The organism is Diaphorobacter caeni (assembly GCF_015354245.1).
GTDB classification, from domain to species: domain Bacteria; phylum Pseudomonadota; class Gammaproteobacteria; order Burkholderiales; family Burkholderiaceae_C; genus Diaphorobacter_A; species Diaphorobacter_A caeni.
Window position 1 is genome coordinate 377,678 of the sequence record NZ_JADKYZ010000006.1, and the last position, 18,508, is coordinate 396,185.

General features: G+C 64.2%; 20 protein-coding genes and 1 other RNA gene. 11 read left to right on the forward strand and 10 right to left on the reverse strand.

Annotation, left to right across the window (positions count from 1 at the left end):
• Window positions 1-78: 78 nt before the first annotated feature.
• Window positions 79-174: signal recognition particle sRNA small type (gene ffs, locus ISG32_RS16970), an RNA gene on the reverse strand.
• Window positions 175-259: 85 nt separating this feature from the next.
• Between ffs and dnaX the strand changes: the two genes are divergently transcribed.
• The 5 genes from dnaX to ISG32_RS16995 all read left to right on the forward strand — a co-directional run bounded on the left by dnaX (window position 260) and on the right by ISG32_RS16995 (window position 5,171).
• Window positions 260-2,308 (forward strand): DNA polymerase III subunit gamma/tau, encoded by a 2,049-nt coding sequence (gene dnaX / locus ISG32_RS16975; protein WP_194772197.1) that lies wholly within the window; start codon window positions 260-262, stop codon window positions 2,306-2,308.
• Window positions 2,309-2,443: 135 nt separating this feature from the next.
• Window positions 2,444-2,776, forward strand: coding sequence for a YbaB/EbfC family nucleoid-associated protein (locus ISG32_RS16980; protein ID WP_194772198.1), 333 nt, complete (start codon window positions 2,444-2,446; stop codon window positions 2,774-2,776).
• Window positions 2,777-2,809: 33 nt separating this feature from the next.
• Window positions 2,810-3,400, forward strand: coding sequence for a recombination mediator RecR (gene recR / locus ISG32_RS16985; RefSeq protein WP_194772199.1), 591 nt, complete (start codon window positions 2,810-2,812; stop codon window positions 3,398-3,400).
• Between the two features lie 119 nt (window positions 3,401-3,519).
• Window positions 3,520-3,918: an MAPEG family protein gene (locus ISG32_RS16990; RefSeq protein WP_194772266.1), complete on the forward strand. Its 399-nt coding sequence runs from the start codon at window positions 3,520-3,522 to the stop codon at window positions 3,916-3,918.
• A gap of 200 nt (window positions 3,919-4,118) precedes the next feature.
• Window positions 4,119-5,171, forward strand: coding sequence for an ABC transporter substrate-binding protein (locus ISG32_RS16995; RefSeq protein WP_194772200.1), 1,053 nt, complete (start codon window positions 4,119-4,121; stop codon window positions 5,169-5,171).
• A 248-nt stretch (window positions 5,172-5,419) separates the two neighbouring features.
• On the opposite strand, the gene ISG32_RS17000 is transcribed toward ISG32_RS16995, so the two are convergent.
• Window positions 5,420-7,024, reverse strand: coding sequence for a transglycosylase SLT domain-containing protein (locus ISG32_RS17000; RefSeq protein WP_194772201.1), 1,605 nt, complete (start codon window positions 7,022-7,024; stop codon window positions 5,420-5,422).
• Window positions 7,021-7,797: a hydroxyacylglutathione hydrolase gene (gloB, locus tag ISG32_RS17005; RefSeq protein ID WP_194772202.1), complete on the reverse strand. Its 777-nt coding sequence runs from the start codon at window positions 7,795-7,797 to the stop codon at window positions 7,021-7,023. The genes ISG32_RS17000 and gloB overlap by 4 nt, the downstream gene beginning before the upstream one ends.
• Between gloB and ISG32_RS17010 the strand changes: the two genes are divergently transcribed.
• Complete coding sequence (locus ISG32_RS17010; protein ID WP_194772203.1) at window positions 7,796-8,632, forward strand: class I SAM-dependent methyltransferase; 837 nt, start codon at window positions 7,796-7,798, stop codon at window positions 8,630-8,632. The two genes, gloB and ISG32_RS17010, sit on opposite strands and share 2 nt — an antisense overlap.
• 7 nt (window positions 8,633-8,639) lie before the next feature.
• Window positions 8,640-9,089 carry a ribonuclease HI gene (gene rnhA, locus ISG32_RS17015; RefSeq protein ID WP_194772204.1) on the forward strand — a complete coding sequence of 150 codons (450 nt, stop codon included), beginning with the start codon at window positions 8,640-8,642 and terminating at the stop codon, window positions 9,087-9,089.
• Between the two features lie 19 nt (window positions 9,090-9,108).
• Here the strand turns inward: rnhA and ISG32_RS17020 are convergent, their stop codons facing one another.
• The 5 genes from ISG32_RS17020 to moaA form a co-directional block, all read right to left on the reverse strand.
• Window positions 9,109-9,432, reverse strand: coding sequence for a thioredoxin family protein (locus ISG32_RS17020; RefSeq protein ID WP_194772205.1), 324 nt, complete (start codon window positions 9,430-9,432; stop codon window positions 9,109-9,111).
• An 87-nt stretch (window positions 9,433-9,519) separates the two neighbouring features.
• Window positions 9,520-10,824 (reverse strand): molybdopterin molybdotransferase MoeA, encoded by a 1,305-nt coding sequence (moeA, locus tag ISG32_RS17025; RefSeq protein WP_194772206.1) that lies wholly within the window; start codon window positions 10,822-10,824, stop codon window positions 9,520-9,522.
• A complete protein-coding gene (locus ISG32_RS17030; RefSeq protein WP_194772207.1) occupies window positions 10,825-11,403 on the reverse strand; it encodes a GNAT family N-acetyltransferase in 579 nt (192 codons plus the stop codon).
• Window position 11,404: 1 nt separating this feature from the next.
• Window positions 11,405-12,067, reverse strand: a complete 663-nt coding sequence (mobA, locus tag ISG32_RS17035) for a molybdenum cofactor guanylyltransferase MobA (RefSeq protein WP_323745951.1) — start codon at window positions 12,065-12,067, stop codon at window positions 11,405-11,407.
• Window positions 12,068-12,095: 28 nt separating this feature from the next.
• Window positions 12,096-13,238 carry a GTP 3',8-cyclase MoaA gene (gene moaA / locus ISG32_RS17040; protein WP_194772208.1) on the reverse strand — a complete coding sequence of 381 codons (1,143 nt, stop codon included), beginning with the start codon at window positions 13,236-13,238 and terminating at the stop codon, window positions 12,096-12,098.
• A 162-nt stretch (window positions 13,239-13,400) separates the two neighbouring features.
• On the opposite strand from moaA, the gene ISG32_RS17045 reads away from it, so the two are divergent.
• Window positions 13,401-14,243: a type IV pili methyl-accepting chemotaxis transducer N-terminal domain-containing protein gene (locus tag ISG32_RS17045; RefSeq protein WP_194772209.1), complete on the forward strand. Its 843-nt coding sequence runs from the start codon at window positions 13,401-13,403 to the stop codon at window positions 14,241-14,243.
• Between the two features lie 38 nt (window positions 14,244-14,281).
• Here ISG32_RS17045 and ISG32_RS17050 read toward each other — a convergent pair whose 3' ends face one another.
• Window positions 14,282-14,839 carry a DUF2889 domain-containing protein gene (locus ISG32_RS17050; protein WP_194772210.1) on the reverse strand — a complete coding sequence of 186 codons (558 nt, stop codon included), beginning with the start codon at window positions 14,837-14,839 and terminating at the stop codon, window positions 14,282-14,284.
• A 196-nt stretch (window positions 14,840-15,035) separates the two neighbouring features.
• Here ISG32_RS17050 and ISG32_RS17055 point away from each other — a divergent pair, with 196 nt between their 5' ends.
• From ISG32_RS17055 to ISG32_RS17065, 3 genes are all read left to right on the forward strand, one after another.
• Window positions 15,036-15,560: an Mpo1 family 2-hydroxy fatty acid dioxygenase gene (locus ISG32_RS17055; RefSeq protein ID WP_194772211.1), complete on the forward strand. Its 525-nt coding sequence runs from the start codon at window positions 15,036-15,038 to the stop codon at window positions 15,558-15,560.
• A 180-nt stretch (window positions 15,561-15,740) separates the two neighbouring features.
• Window positions 15,741-16,280 carry an inorganic diphosphatase gene (gene ppa, locus ISG32_RS17060; RefSeq protein ID WP_194772212.1) on the forward strand — a complete coding sequence of 180 codons (540 nt, stop codon included), beginning with the start codon at window positions 15,741-15,743 and terminating at the stop codon, window positions 16,278-16,280.
• Between the two features lie 340 nt (window positions 16,281-16,620).
• On the forward strand, window positions 16,621-17,163 hold the full coding sequence (locus ISG32_RS17065; protein ID WP_194772213.1) for a chemotaxis protein CheW: 543 nt from the start codon (window positions 16,621-16,623) through the stop codon (window positions 17,161-17,163).
• 67 nt (window positions 17,164-17,230) lie between these two features.
• Here ISG32_RS17065 and ISG32_RS17070 read toward each other — a convergent pair whose 3' ends face one another.
• Entirely contained in the window at window positions 17,231-18,430 is a 1,200-nt protein-coding gene (locus ISG32_RS17070) for a GNAT family N-acetyltransferase (RefSeq protein WP_407645072.1), read from the reverse strand.
• Window positions 18,431-18,508: the final 78 nt, after the last annotated feature.

Sequence of the window (18,508 nt, forward strand, 5' to 3'; positions counted from 1 at the left end):
ACACCAAAGTGACACACAACAGAGGAATTCCTTGTTCAGGCGGACAAGCTCTTGTCAACAAAGAGATTTCCTGAAGAAGGTGACGAGCCTTACCTCGGCACTGGTTTCACAGTTAGGGCTGCTTGGTTCCCCACCTGACCCGGTTGGCCGCTTCCCCATGCGAGGGGGCCCGTCACTTGACATTGTAAACCGAGTCCGTGTGGCGCTGCAGCAAATGAAGGGAATTTATTGCTGCCAAGGGGCCGTAGAATCGACCGATATGTCTTATCTAGTGCTTGCCCGTAAATACCGTCCCAAGACCTTCTCCGAGATGGTGGGGCAGGAGCATGTCGTTCAGGCGCTGACCAATGCGCTCACGCAGCAGCGGCTGCACCATGCCTATCTGTTCACGGGTACGCGCGGGGTTGGCAAGACGACGGTGTCGCGCATTCTGGCCAAGTCGCTCAATTGCCAGGGGCCGGATGGGCAGGGCGGCATCACGGCCACGCCGTGCGGTGTCTGCCCGGCGTGCATGGACATCGACAGCGGCCGTTTCCCCGACTACACCGAGTTGGACGCCGCGTCCAATCGCGGCGTGGACGAGGTGCAGGGGCTGCTGGAGCAGGCGGTCTACAAGCCGGTGCAGGGCCGCTTCAAGGTCTTCATGATCGACGAGGTGCACATGCTGACCAACACGGCGTTCAACGCCATGCTGAAGACGCTGGAGGAGCCGCCCGAATACCTCAAGTTCGTGCTGGCCACGACCGATCCGCAGAAGGTGCCGGTGACGGTGCTCAGCCGCTGCCTGCAGTTCAACCTGCGCCCGATGGCTCCCGAGACGGTGCTGGAGCACCTCACGCGGGTGCTGGGCGAGGAGCAGGTGCAGGCCGATCAGGGTGCGCTGCGGTTGCTGTCGCGCGCGGCGCGGGGCTCGATGCGCGATGCGCTGAGCCTGACCGATCAGGCGATTGCCTTCGGCAGCGGCAAGCTCGAGGAAGCGGGCGTGCGCCAGATGCTGGGCAGCGTGGACCGCACCTATGTGTTCCGCCTGATTGACGCGCTCGCTCGCGCCGATGGCCGCACGGTGGTCGAGACGGTGGACGAGCTGCGCACGAACGGGCTGTCCGCCGCGTCGACGCTGGAAGAAATGAGCACGGTGCTGCAGCGCATGGCCGTGCTGCAGGCGGTGCCGAACATGGCGGCGAGCATCGATCCGCATGACGCCGAGGCGCAGGAGATGGCGCGTCTGGCGACGATCATGCCGGCCGATGAGACGCAACTGCTCTACAGCATGTGCCTGCACGGCCGAGCCGAGCTGGGTCTGGCACCCGATGAATATGCGGCGCTGACCATGGTGCTGCTGCGCCTGCTGGCTTTCAAAAAGCCGTCGGATGGCGCGACGCAAGGCACCGCATCAACGGCTGGCAACCCAGTCGAGGCTGAAAAAAAAACTCTGACGCAGTCTGAACCCGCTCCGGCGGTTGAGCGGCATCAAGCTCCGCCGGTGGGTTCGCGTCCCGCCGAGCGCCTCGTAGAGCGCCCAGTGGAGCGTGCGGCGCCGGAGCCGGTCGTGGCGATGCGGCCGCCTGTCGCCGTGCGGGTGGATCCTGAACCGGAGCCAGAACCAGCGCCTGCACATCGGCCGCCTTCTGCTCCACATGTCGAGTCGCCGCAGCAGCGCCAGTCCCATCAGTCTTCGCCGTCTCAGTCACAAGCACCAGCCCAGGCGCAACCCCAGCCCCAGGCACAGAGCCATGCGGCCATGCGCCTTCCGGTGCGCACGCCCGAGGAGGTGGCGCATCCTCCCGTGGAGATGCATGACGACGGCATGCCTCCACCCGACGCCGATACTTTCGACATTCCGGTGCGTCATGCGCCCGAGCCGGGCATGCGCACGCAGGCGCACAGCCTGGGTGGGCACTCCGCATTGCAGCGCCTGGTGCCGACGGCGGAGGGCGAGGTCTGGTACCAGACGGTGCAGGAGATGGTCGCTGCGGGCTCCATCCATGCGCTGGTGCGCGAGCTGGCGCTGCAGTCGCAGCTGATCGCACGCGATCAGGACCACTGGCTGCTGCGCGTGGAGCGCGAATCGCTGAATCAGCCCGCGGCGCGCGAAAAGCTGCGCGCGGCGCTGGAGGCGGCGGGGCACACGCGGCAGATTTCGGTGGAGGTCGGCAAGGTCCAGGACAGCCCGTCGCGCCGCAACGCCTATGCAGCCGCCCAGCGCCAGAAGCTGGCCGAAGACATCGTTCAGAGCGATCCGCGCGTGCAGCAGCTGATCCGGGACTTCGGGGCGAAGATCGTTCCGGGGAGCATCCGTCCGGCTTGACCCGGCATCGGGGCCGGGCCGCAAAGACCGTCCGGTTTCTGCAGGCTCGCGCTTTCGTCGCACAATGGCTGTTTCGTTCTTTTTCGTCCGTTTTTCACCCATTCAACCCATTCATAAAAAGCAAAGGAATTCACCATGTTCAACAAGGGACAGCTCGCCGGTCTGATGAAGCAGGCACAGGCCATGCAGGACAACATGAAGAAGGCTCAGGACGAACTGGGCAACATCGAAGTCGAAGGCGAGTCCGGTGCAGGTCTCGTCAAGGTGGTGATGACCTGCAAGCACGACGTCAAGCGCGTGACCATCGACCCGAGCCTGCTGGCCGACGACAAGGACATGCTGGAAGACCTCGTGGCGGCAGCCTTCAACGCCGCTGTGCGCAAGGCCGAAGAGACCTCGCAGGAGAAAATGGCGAAGATCACCGCCGGCATGCCGGGCCTGCCTGGCGGCATGAAGTTCCCCTTCTGATCGCCGCTGCATTGAACGGATACGCGAGCGCCGATGTCTGACACGAGTTCTCTGGACGCTCTGATTCAGGCGCTGCGGCGACTGCCCGGAGTCGGCATCAAGTCTGCGCAGCGCATGGCGTTTCACATGCTGCAGCATGACCGCGAAGGCGCTCAACTGCTCTCGCGCGCGCTGCACGAGGCGTCCAGCTCGATCCGCCATTGCGAGCGCTGCCACACGTTCACCGAAGGCGCGGTCTGCGAGGTCTGCTCTGATGAGGGGCGCGACGTGTCGCGGCTGTGCGTGGTGGAAACGCCCGCGGACCAATCCGCGATGGAGCGCACCGGGGCGTTCAAGGGCCTGTACTTCGTGCTGATGGGGCGGCTCTCGCCGCTCGATGGCGTCGGCCCCAAGGACATCGGCGTCAAGAAGCTCATAGAGCGTGCCACCGATGGCGTGGTGCAGGAGGTCATCCTCGCCACCAGTTTCACCGCCGAGGGCGAAGCCACGGCCTATGCCATTGGCGAGGCGCTTCGGCCGCGCGGCGTGCAGGTCACGCGTCTGGCGCGCGGCGTGCCGGTGGGCAGCGAGCTCGAATTCGTCGATCTGGGCACGATCGCCCATGCGCTCGCGGATCGGCGCTGAAAAGCGCTGAACTCCGCTGAGCTGTTTGCGCTCATCGGCGGCGCACAAGGCATTTCGGTGCCCTAAAATGCTCTTCTTTTAATAGCTGCGAAATCCGCAGAAGAGGGAAGAGCATGTCCATGCATGTCGCGCGTTTCACCGTTGCCTACTGGTGCATTCTGGTCGCCGTGTTGTTGCCCATTGGCTGCGCGATGCTGGCCAAGCGCGGCAGCTTCCGCATGGACAAGGACAACCACGATCCGCGTCGCTGGCTGGCCGATCAGTCCGGCTGGCGCGCCCGCGCCAACGCCGCGCAGGCCAACAGCTATGAGACGCTTCCTTTCTTCATCGGTGCGGTCATCATCGCCCACCAGCTCGGCGCGGCGCAGACACCGCTCGACATGCTGGCGCTGGCCTTCGTGTTTCTGCGCGTGCTCTACATCGTGATGTACGTTGGCGATCTTCCGATGGCGCGCAGCATGATCTGGGGCGCGGGCTTCCTGGTGAACATCGGCATCTTGTTTCTCGGATATCGCTGAGCTTTCCCTGCGCTTCAAGATGCCTGACGCCATGCCTGTCCGCAGGCGGGATGGCTGTCCATCGGGCCGCTTGTCCTGGAGAGCGGATCACGGGAACTATCCGGCGCAATCCGGTCTACGTAGTTCTCCTCAGGGATTGCCCCTGATGACGTTCCGGGGCACACTCGGGCATTATTGCTGCAGTGCAGCATTTTGTTGAAATGACCTCTTCTTCCATTTCCCGTCGACAACTGGGCTTGCGAGCGGTATCCGCACTCGTGGCGTGCGCCGCCGCCCAGAGCTCCGTGCGGGCGCAGGTGGGAGCGCGCGCGAATGCGCCGCTGCGCATCGCGGTGGGGGGCAAGGGCGATCTCTACTATCTTCCGCTCACGGTGGCGGAGCGGCTCGGCTACTTCAAGGACGAGGGCCTGCGGGTCGAGATCGAGGATTTTCCCGGCGGCGCGCCGGCTCTCGAGGCCGTGCGAAGCGGTCGCGCGGACGTGGGGTGCGGCGCGTACGAGCGTCTTATCGAGCAGCAGGCGCTCGGCTTCAACCTGCGCAGTCTGGTGCTGATGGGGCGCACGCCGCAGATGGTGCTGGCCGCTTCGGTGAAGAACTGGCCCAAGAAGCCGGTCGAAAGCGTCAAGGAGCTGCGCATCGGCGTGGCCGCTCAAGGATCGTCATCGCAGTTTTTTGCCAATCTGTGGCTGATGCAGGTGGGCATTCCCGCCGATCAGGTCGAGTTTGTCGGCGTGGGCACGGGCTCTGCGGCGATCACCGCGTTGCGGCAGGGGCGCGTCCATGCGCTGTGTCATGTCGATCCGCTGATCACGCTGCTCGAGCAGCGCGGCGAGGTGCGGATTCTTGCCGACACCCGCACGCTCAAGGGTTCGGCTGATTTTTATGGTGGTCCCATGCCTGGGGCCTGCATGTATGCGCCGCAGGCGTATGCCCAGCGGCATCTGCGCGAGGTGCAGTCGCTGGTGAACGCGATGGTGCATGCGCTCAAGTGGATGCAGACGGCAGGGCCGGTCGATCTGGCGCGCATCGTGCCGATGCAGTATTGGCTTGATGATCGCGGTGCCTATCTCGCGGCGTTCGAGAAGGTGCGGCAGACGCTGTCTCCCGATGGGCTGATGCCCGGCGAAGGTCCGGCGACGGCGCTCAGGGCGGTGGCGCGGCTGCGCGAGAGGCAGACGGCGCCGCGCGTGAATCTGGCGCTCACCTACAACAACGAATGGGTGATGCGGGCCAAGGAGAAATTCCAGGTCTAGAAGACGCCATAGGGAGCCTCTGCACGAATCAGATCGACGCGTGCTAGCGCAGCCTCGGGCGGTCTTCGGCGTTGAAAATCCTCGTGATAGCTACGGCTATCACTGCGGTTTCCGCCTTGAATCCCATCCCGATCTGCATCTAGCCGCTTGACGATCGATTCGTGCAGAGGTTCCCTGGAGCGGACACAAAAGCAAAGGGCCTGCAGACACCATCGTCTGCAGGCCCTTTGCTTTGTCAGCACTCGCGCTCAGCGTTTGCGCTTGGAGGCGGGCGCCGCAGCTGCTGCCTTGCGTGGAGTGGCTGCTGCCGATTTTGCTGGCGTCTTTGCGGAACCCTTGCTCTTGGCAGAGGCGTTGCCTGAAGCGCGGGCGTGGGAGGCGGTTTCATGCGACCTTGACGAGCGCGCATTGTTGGCGAACGAGGTCGACGCGAGACGCACCGGCAGGTACATGGTGACCTGTTCGCCGCCCTTGAAGCGGCTCGAGGTCTTGACGTCATTCCAGTCGGCCACGTCGGAGGCGCTGACCTTGTATCGGGCGGCGATGGCGGCCACGGTCTCGCCGCGCTTGTTGGCGCGCACGACGGTGCGGCGGTTCACGATCTCGGGGGTGAAGGAGATCTGTCCGTTGTCGGCCAGTTGGCTGGAAACGTCCTGCTGCGTGGTGGCGGCGCGCGGAACCATCAGGGCCGAACCGGCCTTGATCATCATGCGCGGCGGAATGCCGTTGACCCGGCGCAGGTCGGTCTCGTCAATGCCGAGGCGGCTTGCGGCGTTGGCCACCGTCATGGTGTTGGGCACGCTCCAGACGGTCCAGCTTGCGTACTGACCCTGGTTGTGCGCCTCGAGGTTTCTGCGGAAGACCTGTGCGTTGTCCCAAGGCAGCAGAATGCGCGGCGTGCCGGCGGCCAGAATCGCCGGCTTGTGGTAGGACGGGTTGAGCGCGCGGAAATCCTCTTCGCGGATGCCTGCGAGCTTGGCGACCAGAGACACGTCGATGTCGCGCGTGATGTCCACGGCCTGAAAGTACGGATGGTTCTCGATCAGCGGCAGCTCGGAGTTGAAGCCCGTGGGATTGGCCACGATGTTCTTGACGGCCTGCAGCTTGGGCACGTACAGGCGCGTCTCGTTGGGCATGTTCAGCTCTTGGTAGCTGGTGCCGAGGCCGAGCTTTTCATTGCGCGCGATGGCACGGGCGACGCTGCCTTCGCCCCAGTTGTAGGCGGCCAGCGCCAGGTGCCAGTCGCCGAACATGCCGTAGAGCTTCTGCAGGTAGTCGAGTGCGGCGCGGGTGGACGCGAGCACGTCGCGGCGGTCGTCGCGGAAGGCGTTCTGCTTGAGGTCGAAATAGGTGCCCGTGGCGGGCATGAACTGCCACATGCCAGCGGCCTTGGCGGTCGAGACGGCCTGCGGGTTGAAGGCGCTCTCGATGTAGGGCAGCAGCGCGAGCTCGGTCGGCATGCCACGGCGCTCGAGTTCCTCGACGATGTGGAACAGGTATTTGCTCGATCGCTCGGTCATGCGGAACATGTAGTCCGGGCGGGTGGAGTACCACTGCTCGCGGTCGCGCACCAGCTCGTTCTGCAGATCGGGCATGGCGAAGCCGCGGCGGATGCGGTCCCACAGATCGGCCGGTGCCTTGATGCCTGTCACGTCGTAGTTGGTGCTGCCCAGCTCATACGGCGAGATGGGACTCAGCGGACCGCTGGGATAGTTGGGGGTGATGTGCTGCGGCACGGAGGTGGTTTCCGTGGCCGGCTTGCCCGTTGGCGCGCTGGGCGCGGGGGCATTGTTGGTCGCACAACCAGCGAGCCAGACGAGGCTGGCGAGTCCGAGAATTTGGAGAAGTCTCATCGGAAGTTGTTTTTCCATTCACGCAACGCCGTCAGGACGGACGTCGCATCGCTTGGGTTGACACGCGCATCGAACCCCTTGGCCGACTGGGCGACCTCGGACTCGCGCGTGCGAAGAAAGGGATTGATTGCCAGCTCGGTGGCGATGCTGGACGGCAGCGTGGGCTGATCCGCATCACGCAGCGCGATGCAATCCTTCTGGTACTTGAGCAGTGCGGCGTTGCCGGGTTCCACGGCACGCGCGAATTTCAAGTTAGAAAGTGTGTACTCATGGGCGCAGCAGACCCGCGTCTCGCCGGGCAGGGCGGCGAGCGCATCGAGCGATGTCTGCATCTGCGCCGGCGTGCCTTCGAACAGGCGACCGCAGCCGCCGGAAAACAGGGTGTCGCCGCAGAACAGCACGGGCGTGCCGTCCAGATCGGGACAGTAAAAAGCAATGTGCCCGGAGGTGTGGCCGGGCACATCAATGACGTGAAACTGGAGACCCATCTCTTCGACGACATCCCCTTGGACGAGGCGGGTGATGGGATCGGGCATGATCTCGTGCGCCGGGCCGTAGACGCGCGCTCCGGTGCCCGCATGCAGGTCTTCCACCCCGCCGACATGATCGCCGTGGTGATGGGTGACTAGAATGGCTGCCAGCGACAATCCCGAGCCGCGCAGGACGTCGAAGACGGCGTCGGCATCGCCCGGATCCACCACGATGGCGCTCTTGCCATCGTGCATCATCCAGATGTAGTTGTCGGAGAAAGCGGGCAGTGGCAACAGGTTCATGAACAGCGAAATTATAAGTTTGCACAACTGGCTTACGACTCCCCCGGGACGCTATGTGCTGGAGTGGGAGCAGGAGCGCTTTGACGAGCTCGTCGCGGACCGGTTTGGCTACCATGCGCTGCAACTGGGGATGCCACGGCTCGTGGGCTTGCGGGCCAATCGCATGCCGCATCGTTTTCTTGCGCTGGGTCAGGCGCAGGCCATGATACTAGAGAGGCAGGCGCTTGCCGATAGCGAGCAGCCAGATGATTCAAAAGAATCATTGCAAAAGGCGGACCTGCATGCCGAGCCGGAAATGCTGCCGTTTGGCGAAGCCAGCCTTGATCTGGTGCTGCTTCCGCATGCTTTGGAAGACTGCACCGATCCGCACGCCGCGCTGCGCGAAGTGGAGCGGGTGCTCGTGCCGGAGGGGCAAGTGGTGATCAGCGGGCTGAATCCGTTCAGCCTGTGGGGCATCCGGCAGGCGCGTTCGCGCTTGCACCGTCGGCTGGGGCTGGGCGGGGCGCTGTATCTGCCGGACAAAGGCGAATTCATCGCTCCGGCCCGGCTGCGCGACTGGCTGCGGTTGCTGGGGTTTGAGTTGGATTCAATTAGTTTCGGTTGTTACAGACCGGCCGTGCGTTCCAGTCATTGGCTGGACACCTATGCATGGATGGACGCGCTCGGAGCCCGCTGGTGGCCGATTCTGGGTGCGGCCTACGTGATCGTGGCGACCAAGCGGGTGCAGGGCGTGCGGCTGATCGGCCCGTCCTGGCGCTCGGCCGCCCAGAAGGCGCCTGCGCCATCGCAGGTGCCGGTGGCGCATACGCAGCCACATCGTTTTCATCAGGAGTAGTGATTCAGTGACGCAAGTAGTGATTTATACGGACGGGGCCTGCAAGGGCAATCCCGGGCCGGGAGGTTGGGGGGCGGTGCTCAGTTCGGGCAAATCCGAGAAGGAGCTGTTCGGCGGCGAGTTGGACACCACCAACAACAAGATGGAGCTGCTTGCGGTGATCGAGGCGCTCTCGGCGCTCAAGCGCCCGTGCGAAGTCGCGCTGTATCTGGACAGTCAGTACGTGCGCAAGGGTATCACCGAGTGGATTCACGGCTGGAAGAGGAAGAACTGGCGCACTGCCGGGGGTGATCCGGTCAAAAATGTGGAGCTGTGGAAGCGGCTTGACGAACTGGTGGCCAACGCCGGACACAAGATCGAATGGCACTGGGTCAAGGGCCATGCGGGCGATCCGGGCAACGAGCGCGCGGATGCCTTGGCGAACAAGGGCGTGGACAAGGCGCTGGGCAGAATCTGAAGCCTTTTCGGGTCTTGGTTCAGGCGATTTTGTCCACCGCTTCGTGAATGCTCTGTGCGCTCTCGGGGCGCACGAGGCGTTCGATCTCCTGGCCATCGCGCAGAAAGATCAGCGTGGGCCAGAGCTTCACGCCGAAGCTGCGGCCAAGGCGCTGGCCCGGGCCGTCCTCGACCTTGACGTGGGCCACGTTGGCTTCGTCTTCGAGGGCCTGCTCGATCAGCGGTTGCGCACGTTGGCAGTGGCCGCACCATGGCGTGCCGAATTCGAGCACGATAGCGCCCTTGAGCTGGTCGACGGCTTCGCGGGTGGGCGGCGTGGCCGCATGTCGGGCGGTGAACGGCATGGCTTCTGTCTCCTGAGGGGGTATTCGCGCAGAGGATTCTGCGTCCTCCGACGCAGGGCTTTCATGGGCTGTGCCCGATTTTTCGCGTCAGATCACGCCTTCAAACATCATCACATCCACTGAGTCGCCGGGCTGCACGCTGGTCTGGTCATGCCCGAGCACGATCAGGCCGTTGCCGTGCACCATGGAACTCAGCATGCCCGAGCCTTGGTTGCCCGTGGTGCGCACCACCAGCGTTCCGTCGACCGTGCGGCTGACGATGCCGCGCTGGAACTCCGTGCGGCCGGCTCGCTTGCGCAGGGGCTCGGTACAGATGGCCCGCAGGCGCGGTGGTTCGCTGCGGGTGCAGCCCATCATTTGCAGCAGGGCCGGGCGCACGAAGGCGAGAAAGGTGACCATCGCCGCGACCGGGTTGCCGGGCAGGCCGAACAGCACGCAACGCTGCTGCTCGTCTGATGCGCCGATTCCACCGTCGCGGTTCAACCATCCGACCGCCATGGGGCGACCGGGGCGCATGGCGATGCGCCAGAACGCGACGTCACCGAGCCGCTGCATCATTGCCTTGGTGTGATCGGCGTCGCCGCCGCTCACGCCGCCGCTGGTGAGGATGGCATCGGCGCGGCTTGCGGCCTCTCGGAAGGTGGCCTCGATCAGGGCTGGCTCGTCGCGCACGGAACCCAGGTCGACCACCTCCATCCCAAGGCGGGTCAGCAGGCCGAACAGGGTGTAGCGGTTGCTGTCGTAGACGGCACCTTCGCGCGGAGCCTCGCCGGGCTGGAGGATTTCGTCGCCGGTGGAAAAGTAGGCGACGCGCAGGCGGCGGCGCACCTTGACCTTGCTCAGCCCGAGACTGGCCAGCAGGCCAAGCGCCGCGGGCGTGACGAGTTCGCCGTCTGCCAGCGCGACGCCGCCCTGCAGCAGGTCTTCGCCCTTGAGGCGGCGGTTTGCTCCCGTGCGAACCGCGTCGGCCGGGATGTGGATGCCGCCATCGTGCTCGGTGGTGGTCAGCTCGATGGGGATGACGGTGTCCAGTCCCACGGGCATGACGGCGCCGGTCATGATGCGCACGCATTCGCCGGGCTGGACGACGCCAGACCACGCATGTCCCGCCAGCGCGGTGCCGACACAGCGAAGGAGCAGTGGCTCGCCCGCACGCAACTGGGCGCCGTCGAAGGCGAATCCGTCCATGGCCGAGTTGTCGTGCGGAGGCACGCTCACCGGCGAGATCACGTCACCCGCGACCACGCGGCCGAGCGCTGCGAAAAGATCCACGGGCTCCGCATCGGTGACGGGCGTGATCATCCGCGCGAGGAAATCGCGCACCGCATCGACGGGCATGTCGTTCCCGTCGTATGGAGCGATGCTGGCGGCGATGGTGGAGAGGGAAGTCATTCAGTCGGACACATTCAGTGGAGGGCAGCGGGGCAGGGGGAGCACCATCAGCAGGTGGTCGTGGCCCACGCCGTCAATCACGACGGCGCGCGGCATTCTGCCAAAGGGCTGGAAGCCCGCACGTTCATAGAGGCGAACGGCGCGCTCGCTGCTGGCGGTCACGCCGAGTTCGAGCAGTTCGAGGCCTTCTATTTCTTGTGCGTGGGCGATGCAGGCTTCCAATAATTGTCGCGCGATTCCCCGGTGCTCGAAATTGACATCGATCATGACTGCATTGATGTGACCGATATGGCGCTTGAAGCGCGGCTGTTCGCGCGAAAAGCCGATGCTGCCCACCAGCTGCCCGGCGTCGGTGAACGCACCCAGATAGAACATGCCATGTTCGGGCTGTGAAAACAGCGCTGAATACACCGCAGGCGGGCGGGTGACCGCGGTGGCGTAGTCGGTCGAGAATGCTTCGGGCGTGCGCAGCAGCGAGGCGTCGCGCAGCACCTTGTAGGCGGGGGCGTCAGCGGCCTGGAGCAGGGCGATGCGGATGGAGGTGGTCGTCATGGGCGTGGGTGCGGCTTCTGGGTTCATGTCACCGGGTGGGCCTGGCGGTCAACTCCAGTTCAAGCCGTTGGAGATCTTCGCGTGTGTTGGTGTTGGAGAAGGCCAGGGGATCGTCGCCCGGCTGGTCGAACGCCACCTGGCTGTGCGGCTGCGCCATCAGCCAGTGCATGACGCGGTGCGAACCGGACGCCAGATACGCCGCAAGGCTGCTTCTCAGGTCGCGATGCACCAGGCAGAAGACGGGGTGGGTGCGCAGCGTGCGCTGGCCGCTCGCGTCGGTCTCGGGCGCCGCGGCGAAGGCGACGAGGCTGTGGTCGGCAGCGGCGCGGGCGCTCAGGCGCTCGGCGAGATCGAGCGGAAACAGCGGTGAATCGCAAGGCACCGTCAGCAGCCAGTCGCTTTGGGCATGCTCCAGTCCGCTCAACATGCCCGCGAGCGGGCCGGGATAGTCGACGAGCGAATCACTCCAGACCGGCACCTTGAAGCGGGCGTATTCGTCCAGATGGCGATTGGCGCTGATGGCGATGCTGCCCACCTGCGGCGCGAGCCGGTCGAGCGCGCGACGCGCCAGCGGCTGGCCGAGAAACGGCTGCAGCCCCTTGTCCGCGCCGCCAAAGCGCGTGCCCCGGCCGCCCGCAAGGACGAGGCCGGTGATTTGACTGCTCTCGATGGAGTGTTGGGGAGCGGAGATGGAGGCTTCCTTCTGAAAAGAAGGAAGTTTAGCCGCCGATGTAGCTCATTTCCACGCGGCGCTTGGTATGTTCGCCGGAGTCGGGCGGCAGGCTGGCGCGCAGCTCGGAGTACCGGTCGCGGCGGCCCTGCCAGATGTTCGCGATGGCGGCGGCGAGTTCGTCGTCCGAGGCGGTGCCGCGCAGCAGGGTGCGCAGGTCATAGCCCTGCTCGGCGAACAGGCACAGATAGAGCTGCCCTTCGGTGGACAGCCGCGCCCGGTTGCAGTCACCGCAGAAGGCGTGGGTGACGCTGCTGATCACGCCCACTTCGCCTTGCGAGGGATCGTGCTTGCCGCTCGCATCGGCGTAGCCCCAGCGGCGGGCGGTTTCACCCTGAGAGCTGGCGGCCAGCGGCACCAGCGGGAATTCACTCTGCAGCAGGCGGATCACGTCGTCCGAGGGCAGAACCTCGTCCATGCGCCAGCCGTTGGTGGAGCCCACGTCCATGTATTCGATGAAGCGCAGCGTGATGCCCGATCCCCGGAAGTGCCGCGCCATCGGCAGGATTTCATGATCGTTCGTGCCGCGCTTGACGACCATGTTCACCTTGATGTGCTTCAGGCCCGCTTTCTGCGCGGCCTCGATGCCCGAGAGCACCTCGGCGACCGGAAAGTCCATGTCGTTCATGCCGCGAAAGATGGCGTCGTCGAGACTGTCGAGGCTGACGGTGACCCGCGAGAGCCCGGCATCGCGCAGCGCCTGCGCCTTGCGCGCAAGCAGCGAACCATTGGTCGTGAGCGTGAGGTCGGGCACCTTGCCGTCGAGCGTGCGTAAGTCGGCGAGCTGGGCGATCAGGCGCTCGATGTGCTTGCGAAGAAGCGGCTCGCCGCCTGTCAGGCGGATCTTGTGCACACCAAGGCGCAGGAACTGACGGGCAAGGCGCGTGATTTCCTCAAAGCTCAGCAGGGCGCTGTGCGGCAGGTACGGATAGTCCTTGTTGAACACGTCCTTGGGCATGCAGTAGGAGCAGCGGAAATTGCAGCGGTCGGTGACGCTGATGCGCAGGTCCCGCAGAGGCCGCTGGTGGGCGTCGATGAGCTGCGCGCCGAGGGGCGTCGCCGCGCCCGCGGGCACGACGGCGGGCAAGGCGCCTTTGCGCTGATCGACGATGGGAATGACGCGTTCTGCCATGTGGGTGGTTTTTATGTTTTCTACAACTGCCTGTGCGCGGGAGCCTTGAATTTCTTCAATTTTTGGAGCGCGTGCCGTCAATATCGCATATCCGTTAATAAGGATCACGTGATGCGTTCGTGAGCAGGACTTAAGGGTTTGTCCCTGCGCAAAATTCGCTTCATGAACGATATTGACACCACATTGATCGAGCCGGAGGTCTGCAGTGGCAACAGCCGCAGGACCGCCGTGCGTCTGCTGGTCATGGCCATGTGTGCGCCCGCCGCGGTTTCTCTGACGGCTCAGGAGCGCATGGCGATCGCCACGGCCATCAACCGGACGGCCAAATTTCGCGCGCTGTCGCAGCGCATGGCCAAGGCATACGGGCAACTATATCTGAAGACGCTTGTCGAGCGGACCCGTGAGGTCTTGCAGCAGACGCGCCAGCAGGTGCAGGCGGGCCTTGCCGAGCTGGAGCGCCAGAACTGGCCCAAGGAAGTCGGGCGCTTCATCGCCGATGTGCACGCGAGCGCCGTCAAGCTTGATGCCATGGTGGCGACCCCTGCGAGCAGGGACGGCTTTCTGGCCGTCTCCCAGCAGTCCAACCAGATGCTCATGCTGGCCAATACGGCCACCGAGGCGTTCGAGAAGCTCACCCAGTCCCAGACGGCGCGCATCGTGAATGTCGCCGGTCGCCAGCGCATGCTGTCGCAGAGGGTGGCGAAGAATTACCTGCTGATCGCCTCCGGGTTTGACTCGCGCGACGTGCGTGAGCAGATGGCGGGTGACCTAGGGCTGTTCCAGGCCTCGCTCAGGCAACTGACCGAGGCTCCGGTCTCTACCGCGCAAATTCGCACTGCACTGGAGCTGGGGCAGGCGCAATTCGTGTTTTTCGAGGCGGCGATCAAGCGCCAGCCCGATGCGCGCGGTCTTGAAGATGTGGCGACCACCAGCGAGCGGTTGCTGCAGTTGACGGACGAGCTGACGGGACTCTACGAAACCGCGCTGCAGTCAGTGATCGGTTGAGCGACAGAGCTGTAGTGCGACAGAGCGGCTGAAGGGATTCACTCCACGGCGGCGTTGGAGTTGCGTCCGTAGAACTGCGGGAAGTATTCACGGACGCCCTCGCCGTTGAAGCTCCAGCCGGTGCACTGGTTCAGATGGCGCGGCGGCTCGTCGCCCACGCTGCTGAAGACGGCGGGGATGCTCTGGAACGCGGCAGTGGCCAGGTTGAAGAGCAGCTCGCGGATATGGGTGCAGCCCGCAATGCCGCCGAGATGAGTCTGGATGGCCTTGCGCCAGCCGCGCGACATGCTGCAGCCGACCATCGATTGCAGCGACGCCAGCGCCTCGGGGCAGCCGCCGAGCGGATGGGCGTCCATTGAAGCCTCGATGGCCTGCACGACGAGCTGACGGTTGACGGTCACGCGCAGCAACATGTGGTGAATCGGCTGACCGGCGCGGCGAATGATGCTCGGGTCGCGGATGAAGGGGGTGTCCTCGGCCTTGCTGTCGTGGAGTTCGCCCTCTATGTCCCAGAGGCCGTCCTCGCGCTCGTACCCGTGATAGGTGACGCGGCGGACATGTCTGGCGGTGCGGGGAGCGGGTGGGGACAAGGGCATGGTGGTTCGGATCGAGGCAGTTGTTCTTTGAGTTTCAGGCGCCGGCTTGGGTGGCACTGACGCAAGCGGTCCATCATGGCTGGACGGTATTGCGCTGTCGCAAAACTTGCCCCATTGTGCGGGAGCCATGAAAGTTTTGCTGTCGCCTCGGTTGTTCTCGCAGCGAAGCGATGGGGTTCGACGCAGGAGACACGCCATGAGAAGCCTGACCGACCAGCTCACGCAATACGCCCAATACCACCGCGATCCGCGCAATATCCAGACGCATCTCGTCGGGGTGCCGATGATCATGCTGGCCGTGGTGATTCTGCTGTCGCGACCTGTGCTCCTGCTCGGCGCAATGCCCCTGACGCCGGCCTTCGCGGTGGGCCTTGCGGCTTGCGTGTTCTATTTTCTGCTGGATCTGCGCTATGGCTTCTGCATGGCGCTGGTGATCGCCGCGATGCTGGTCGCCGGACAATGGTGCGCGGCACAAACGACGGCTTTCTGGCTGACTTCGGGGATCGGCCTGTTCGTGGTGGGATGGGTGATCCAGTTCGTCGGCCACTATTTCGAGGGGCGCAAGCCAGCCTTCGTGGACGACGTGATCGGACTGGCGATTGGGCCGCTGTTCGTCCTCGCCGAAGTGGGCTTTGCGCTGGGGCTGCGCAATGAGGTCCGGCAGGCGGTGGAAGAGTGCGCCGGGCCGGTGCGCAGGCGTGTGGGCGGGCCGGCTTCCTGAGGTTCGGTCCAGCAAAAAAAGCGCCCGAAAGTTACACGCAAGGGGCTTGGTCTTAAAATGGGCGGTTTCCCGCTTGACGTCGTTGACGGATCGTTGGCTGTCGGGCCGGGCAAAACATCAGAAATTCTGCAATTTCCCAATTCCTCATTTCCTCAATTCACTCAAACTGTTGAGACGACCATGTCCCTGAACAATGTCCCCGCAGGCAAGAACCTGCCCGAAGCCTTCAACGTCGTGATCGAGATTCCCATGGAATCCGATCCCATCAAGTACGAAGTGGACAAGGACTCCGGCTGCATTTTCGTCGATCGCTTCATGACGGCCGCCATGTTCTATCCAGCCAACTACGGCTACGTGCCCCAGACCCTCTCGGGCGACGGCGACCCGGTGGACGTGCTGGTCATGACTCCCTACAAGCTGCCCCCAGGCGTGGTGGTTCCCTGCCGCGCTCTCGGCATCCTGAAGATGGAAGACGAAGCCGGCATGGACGGCAAGGTGCTGGCCGTGCCGACCGCCAAGATCCTCAAGGAATACGCCAACATCAAGACGCTGGGTGACGTGCCAGAGATCAAGCTGAAGGCGATTGAGCATTTCTTTGCCCATTACAAGGATCTGGAAGCGGGCAAGTGGGTCAAGGTGCTCGGCTGGGGTGGCATGGACGAAGCCCACAAGGAACTCACCGACGGCGTAGCCAACTACGAGAAGTCCAAGAAGGCTTGAGTTTTTACTTGGGGATTTTTCCCCTTGTTCAAGGCCCACTCGTTTGTTCGAGTGGGCTTTTTTGGTTCTACGAAGCCTTTGGGCTTCGATGGGTTGGTCGTTTGGAGGCGGCAATACAGGCCCTCATGCGTCGTTGCTCACGCTTGCCGTACATGAGTACTGTCTGCGCGTGAGACGCCTAGCCTGAGGGCCTGTATTGCCGTTGGGGCGGCTGATCGAGCGCTCGCTACGCTTCGCTGGCCGCTGGTTTGAATGCGGTGAGGGTGGGCGTGTGAATGGGGCTATTGTTGATTTGTTTCTGTAGCTAGTAACATTCAGCATTCATTTGCGGACATTGCCCATGCTGCCCATTTCCTCTCTGCGTTCCAGTTCGTCGCGCCGCGCGGCGCAGGTGCCGAGCGTGCCTGTGTCGAAGTATCTGACCTTCCGCCTGGGCGAGGAGGTCTACGGGATCGACATTCTGTGCGTGCAGGAGATCCGTTCCTATGAGCCGCCGACGCGCATGGCGCATGCGCCGGAGTTCATCAAGGGGGTGATCCAGCTGCGGGGAGTGATCGTTCCGGTGGTGGATCTGCGCATGAAGCTGCGCTGTGCCGAGGCGACCTACAACGAGTTCACGGTGGTCATCGTGCTCAAGGTGGAGGACATGCTGCTGGGCGCGGTCGTGGATGCGGTGGCCGATGTGGTGGCGCTGCAGGACGACGCGATCAAGCCGGCGCCGCAGTTTCAGGGCGCGGTGGACACGACCTACGTGCGCGGCATGGCGCAGGTGGAGGGGCAGATGCTGATCGTGGTGGACATCGCCGCGCTGCTGAGCCCGGCGGAGATGGGACTGCTGCAGCAGGCGCGAGCCGTTGTGCCGGAAGGGGCTGCGGCCTCCTGAACCCTGATCCGCTGATCTGCTGATCAGTTACCCATGGCGCACGAATCTCGCGCGACTCAAGAGCGGCTCACCTCGTCTGCTTGAACGGGCTGCGCTCGTGCAGTTCGTCCATGTACTGCGCGATGCCGTGTCCTTCGCGTTCCAGAAAGCGTTCCACCGCCTCGGCGAAGCCGGGGTGGGCCAGCCAGTGGGCGCTGCTCGTCTGAACGGGCATGAGCGCCCGAGCCATCTTGTGCTGGCCCTGGGCGCCGCCCTCAAAGCGCTCCATGCCGCGCGCGATGCACCATTCGAGCGGTTGGTAGTAGCAGGTCTCGAAATGCAGGTTGTCCACGCGCTCGAGCGCACCCCAGTAGCGGCCATAGGCCACTGAGTCCTGCACGGCGATCAGGCTTGCTGCGATGCGGCGACCGTTCTGGTTGGCGATGAAAAGCACCCAGTTCTCGGGCATGTCGCGCTGCATGTGCCCGAAAAAGGCGCGCGTCAGATAGGGTGCGTTGCCGTGCTCGAGGTAGGTGCGCTCGTAGCAGGCGTAGAAGAAATCCCAGTCGGAGTCGCTGATGTGCTGGCCTTCGATCACGTCGAAGGTGACTCCCGCGTCATGCACCCGTCTGCGCTCCTGGCGGATTTTCTTGCGCTTTTCCTGATTGAGTGACGCGAGGAATTCGTCGAACGACGTGAAGGGCGCGCCTGTCTGCGAATGGCGGTTGTGCCAGTGGAATTGCACCGTGTGGCGCAGCATCAGCCCGAGGTCCTTGGCTGCGCGCAGATCCTCGTCAGCCGCGAACAGCATGTGGATGGAGGACAGTCCGGCCTCGCGCGCCCAGTCGATCACGCCGTTCAGCAGCAGGGTGCGCGCCTGCTCGTCGGTGGCCAGCAGGCGGCTTCCGGGGACCGGGGTGAAGGGCACGGCGAGCACGCCCTTGGGGTAGTACTGCAGGCCATGGCGCTGGTAGGCATCGGCCCAGGCCCAGTCGAACACGTATTCACCGTAGGAGTGGGTCTTGGCGTAGAGCGCGCAGGCGGCTTCGAGCACGCCGTTCTTCTTCAGCAGGCAGAAGACGGGCGTCCAGCCGGTGTCTGGGTTGGCACTTTCGCTGCTCTCCATCGCCGCGAGATAGGCGTGGCGCATGAAGGGCGTGGGCTGGCTCTGCGCGGCGAGCAACCGGTCCCATTGCGCTGCGTCGACCCGTTGCGCGGAGTTCAGCAACTCCAGCGTGTAGGCCGGGTCTTCGTTGGAGGCGGAGGCGGAGGTTTCGGACGGCGGGATGGCGGACAAGATGGCGGCGTGCTCGGTTGAATTCGTCTGGAGCACCGATGATCGCCCAAACTGCCCGTCCTCGAAAGC

Excerpts from the sequence above, each read along its gene's own strand:
- dnaX (WP_194772197.1), top strand. The coding sequence starts at position 260 with ATGTCTTATCTAGTGCTTGCCCGTAAATACCGTCCCAAGACCTTCTCC.
- ISG32_RS16980 (WP_194772198.1), top strand. The coding sequence starts at position 2,444 with ATGTTCAACAAGGGACAGCTCGCCGGTCTGATGAAGCAGGCACAGGCC.
- recR (WP_194772199.1), top strand. The coding sequence starts at position 2,810 with ATGTCTGACACGAGTTCTCTGGACGCTCTGATTCAGGCGCTGCGGCGA.
- ISG32_RS16990 (WP_194772266.1), top strand. The coding sequence starts at position 3,520 with ATGCATGTCGCGCGTTTCACCGTTGCCTACTGGTGCATTCTGGTCGCC.
- ISG32_RS16995 (WP_194772200.1), top strand. The coding sequence starts at position 4,119 with ATGACCTCTTCTTCCATTTCCCGTCGACAACTGGGCTTGCGAGCGGTA.
- ISG32_RS17000 (WP_194772201.1), bottom strand. The coding sequence starts at position 7,024 with ATGAGACTTCTCCAAATTCTCGGACTCGCCAGCCTCGTCTGGCTCGCT.
- ISG32_RS17010 (WP_194772203.1), top strand. The coding sequence starts at position 7,796 with ATGAACAGCGAAATTATAAGTTTGCACAACTGGCTTACGACTCCCCCG.
- gloB (WP_194772202.1), bottom strand. The coding sequence starts at position 7,797 with ATGAACCTGTTGCCACTGCCCGCTTTCTCCGACAACTACATCTGGATG.
- ISG32_RS17020 (WP_194772205.1), bottom strand. The coding sequence starts at position 9,432 with ATGCCGTTCACCGCCCGACATGCGGCCACGCCGCCCACCCGCGAAGCC.
- moeA (WP_194772206.1), bottom strand. The coding sequence starts at position 10,824 with ATGACTTCCCTCTCCACCATCGCCGCCAGCATCGCTCCATACGACGGG.
- ISG32_RS17030 (WP_194772207.1), bottom strand. The coding sequence starts at position 11,403 with ATGAACCCAGAAGCCGCACCCACGCCCATGACGACCACCTCCATCCGC.
- moaA (WP_194772208.1), bottom strand. The coding sequence starts at position 13,238 with ATGGCAGAACGCGTCATTCCCATCGTCGATCAGCGCAAAGGCGCCTTG.
- ISG32_RS17045 (WP_194772209.1), top strand. The coding sequence starts at position 13,401 with ATGAACGATATTGACACCACATTGATCGAGCCGGAGGTCTGCAGTGGC.
- ISG32_RS17050 (WP_194772210.1), bottom strand. The coding sequence starts at position 14,839 with ATGCCCTTGTCCCCACCCGCTCCCCGCACCGCCAGACATGTCCGCCGC.
- ISG32_RS17055 (WP_194772211.1), top strand. The coding sequence starts at position 15,036 with ATGAGAAGCCTGACCGACCAGCTCACGCAATACGCCCAATACCACCGC.
- ppa (WP_194772212.1), top strand. The coding sequence starts at position 15,741 with ATGTCCCTGAACAATGTCCCCGCAGGCAAGAACCTGCCCGAAGCCTTC.
- ISG32_RS17065 (WP_194772213.1), top strand. The coding sequence starts at position 16,621 with ATGCTGCCCATTTCCTCTCTGCGTTCCAGTTCGTCGCGCCGCGCGGCG.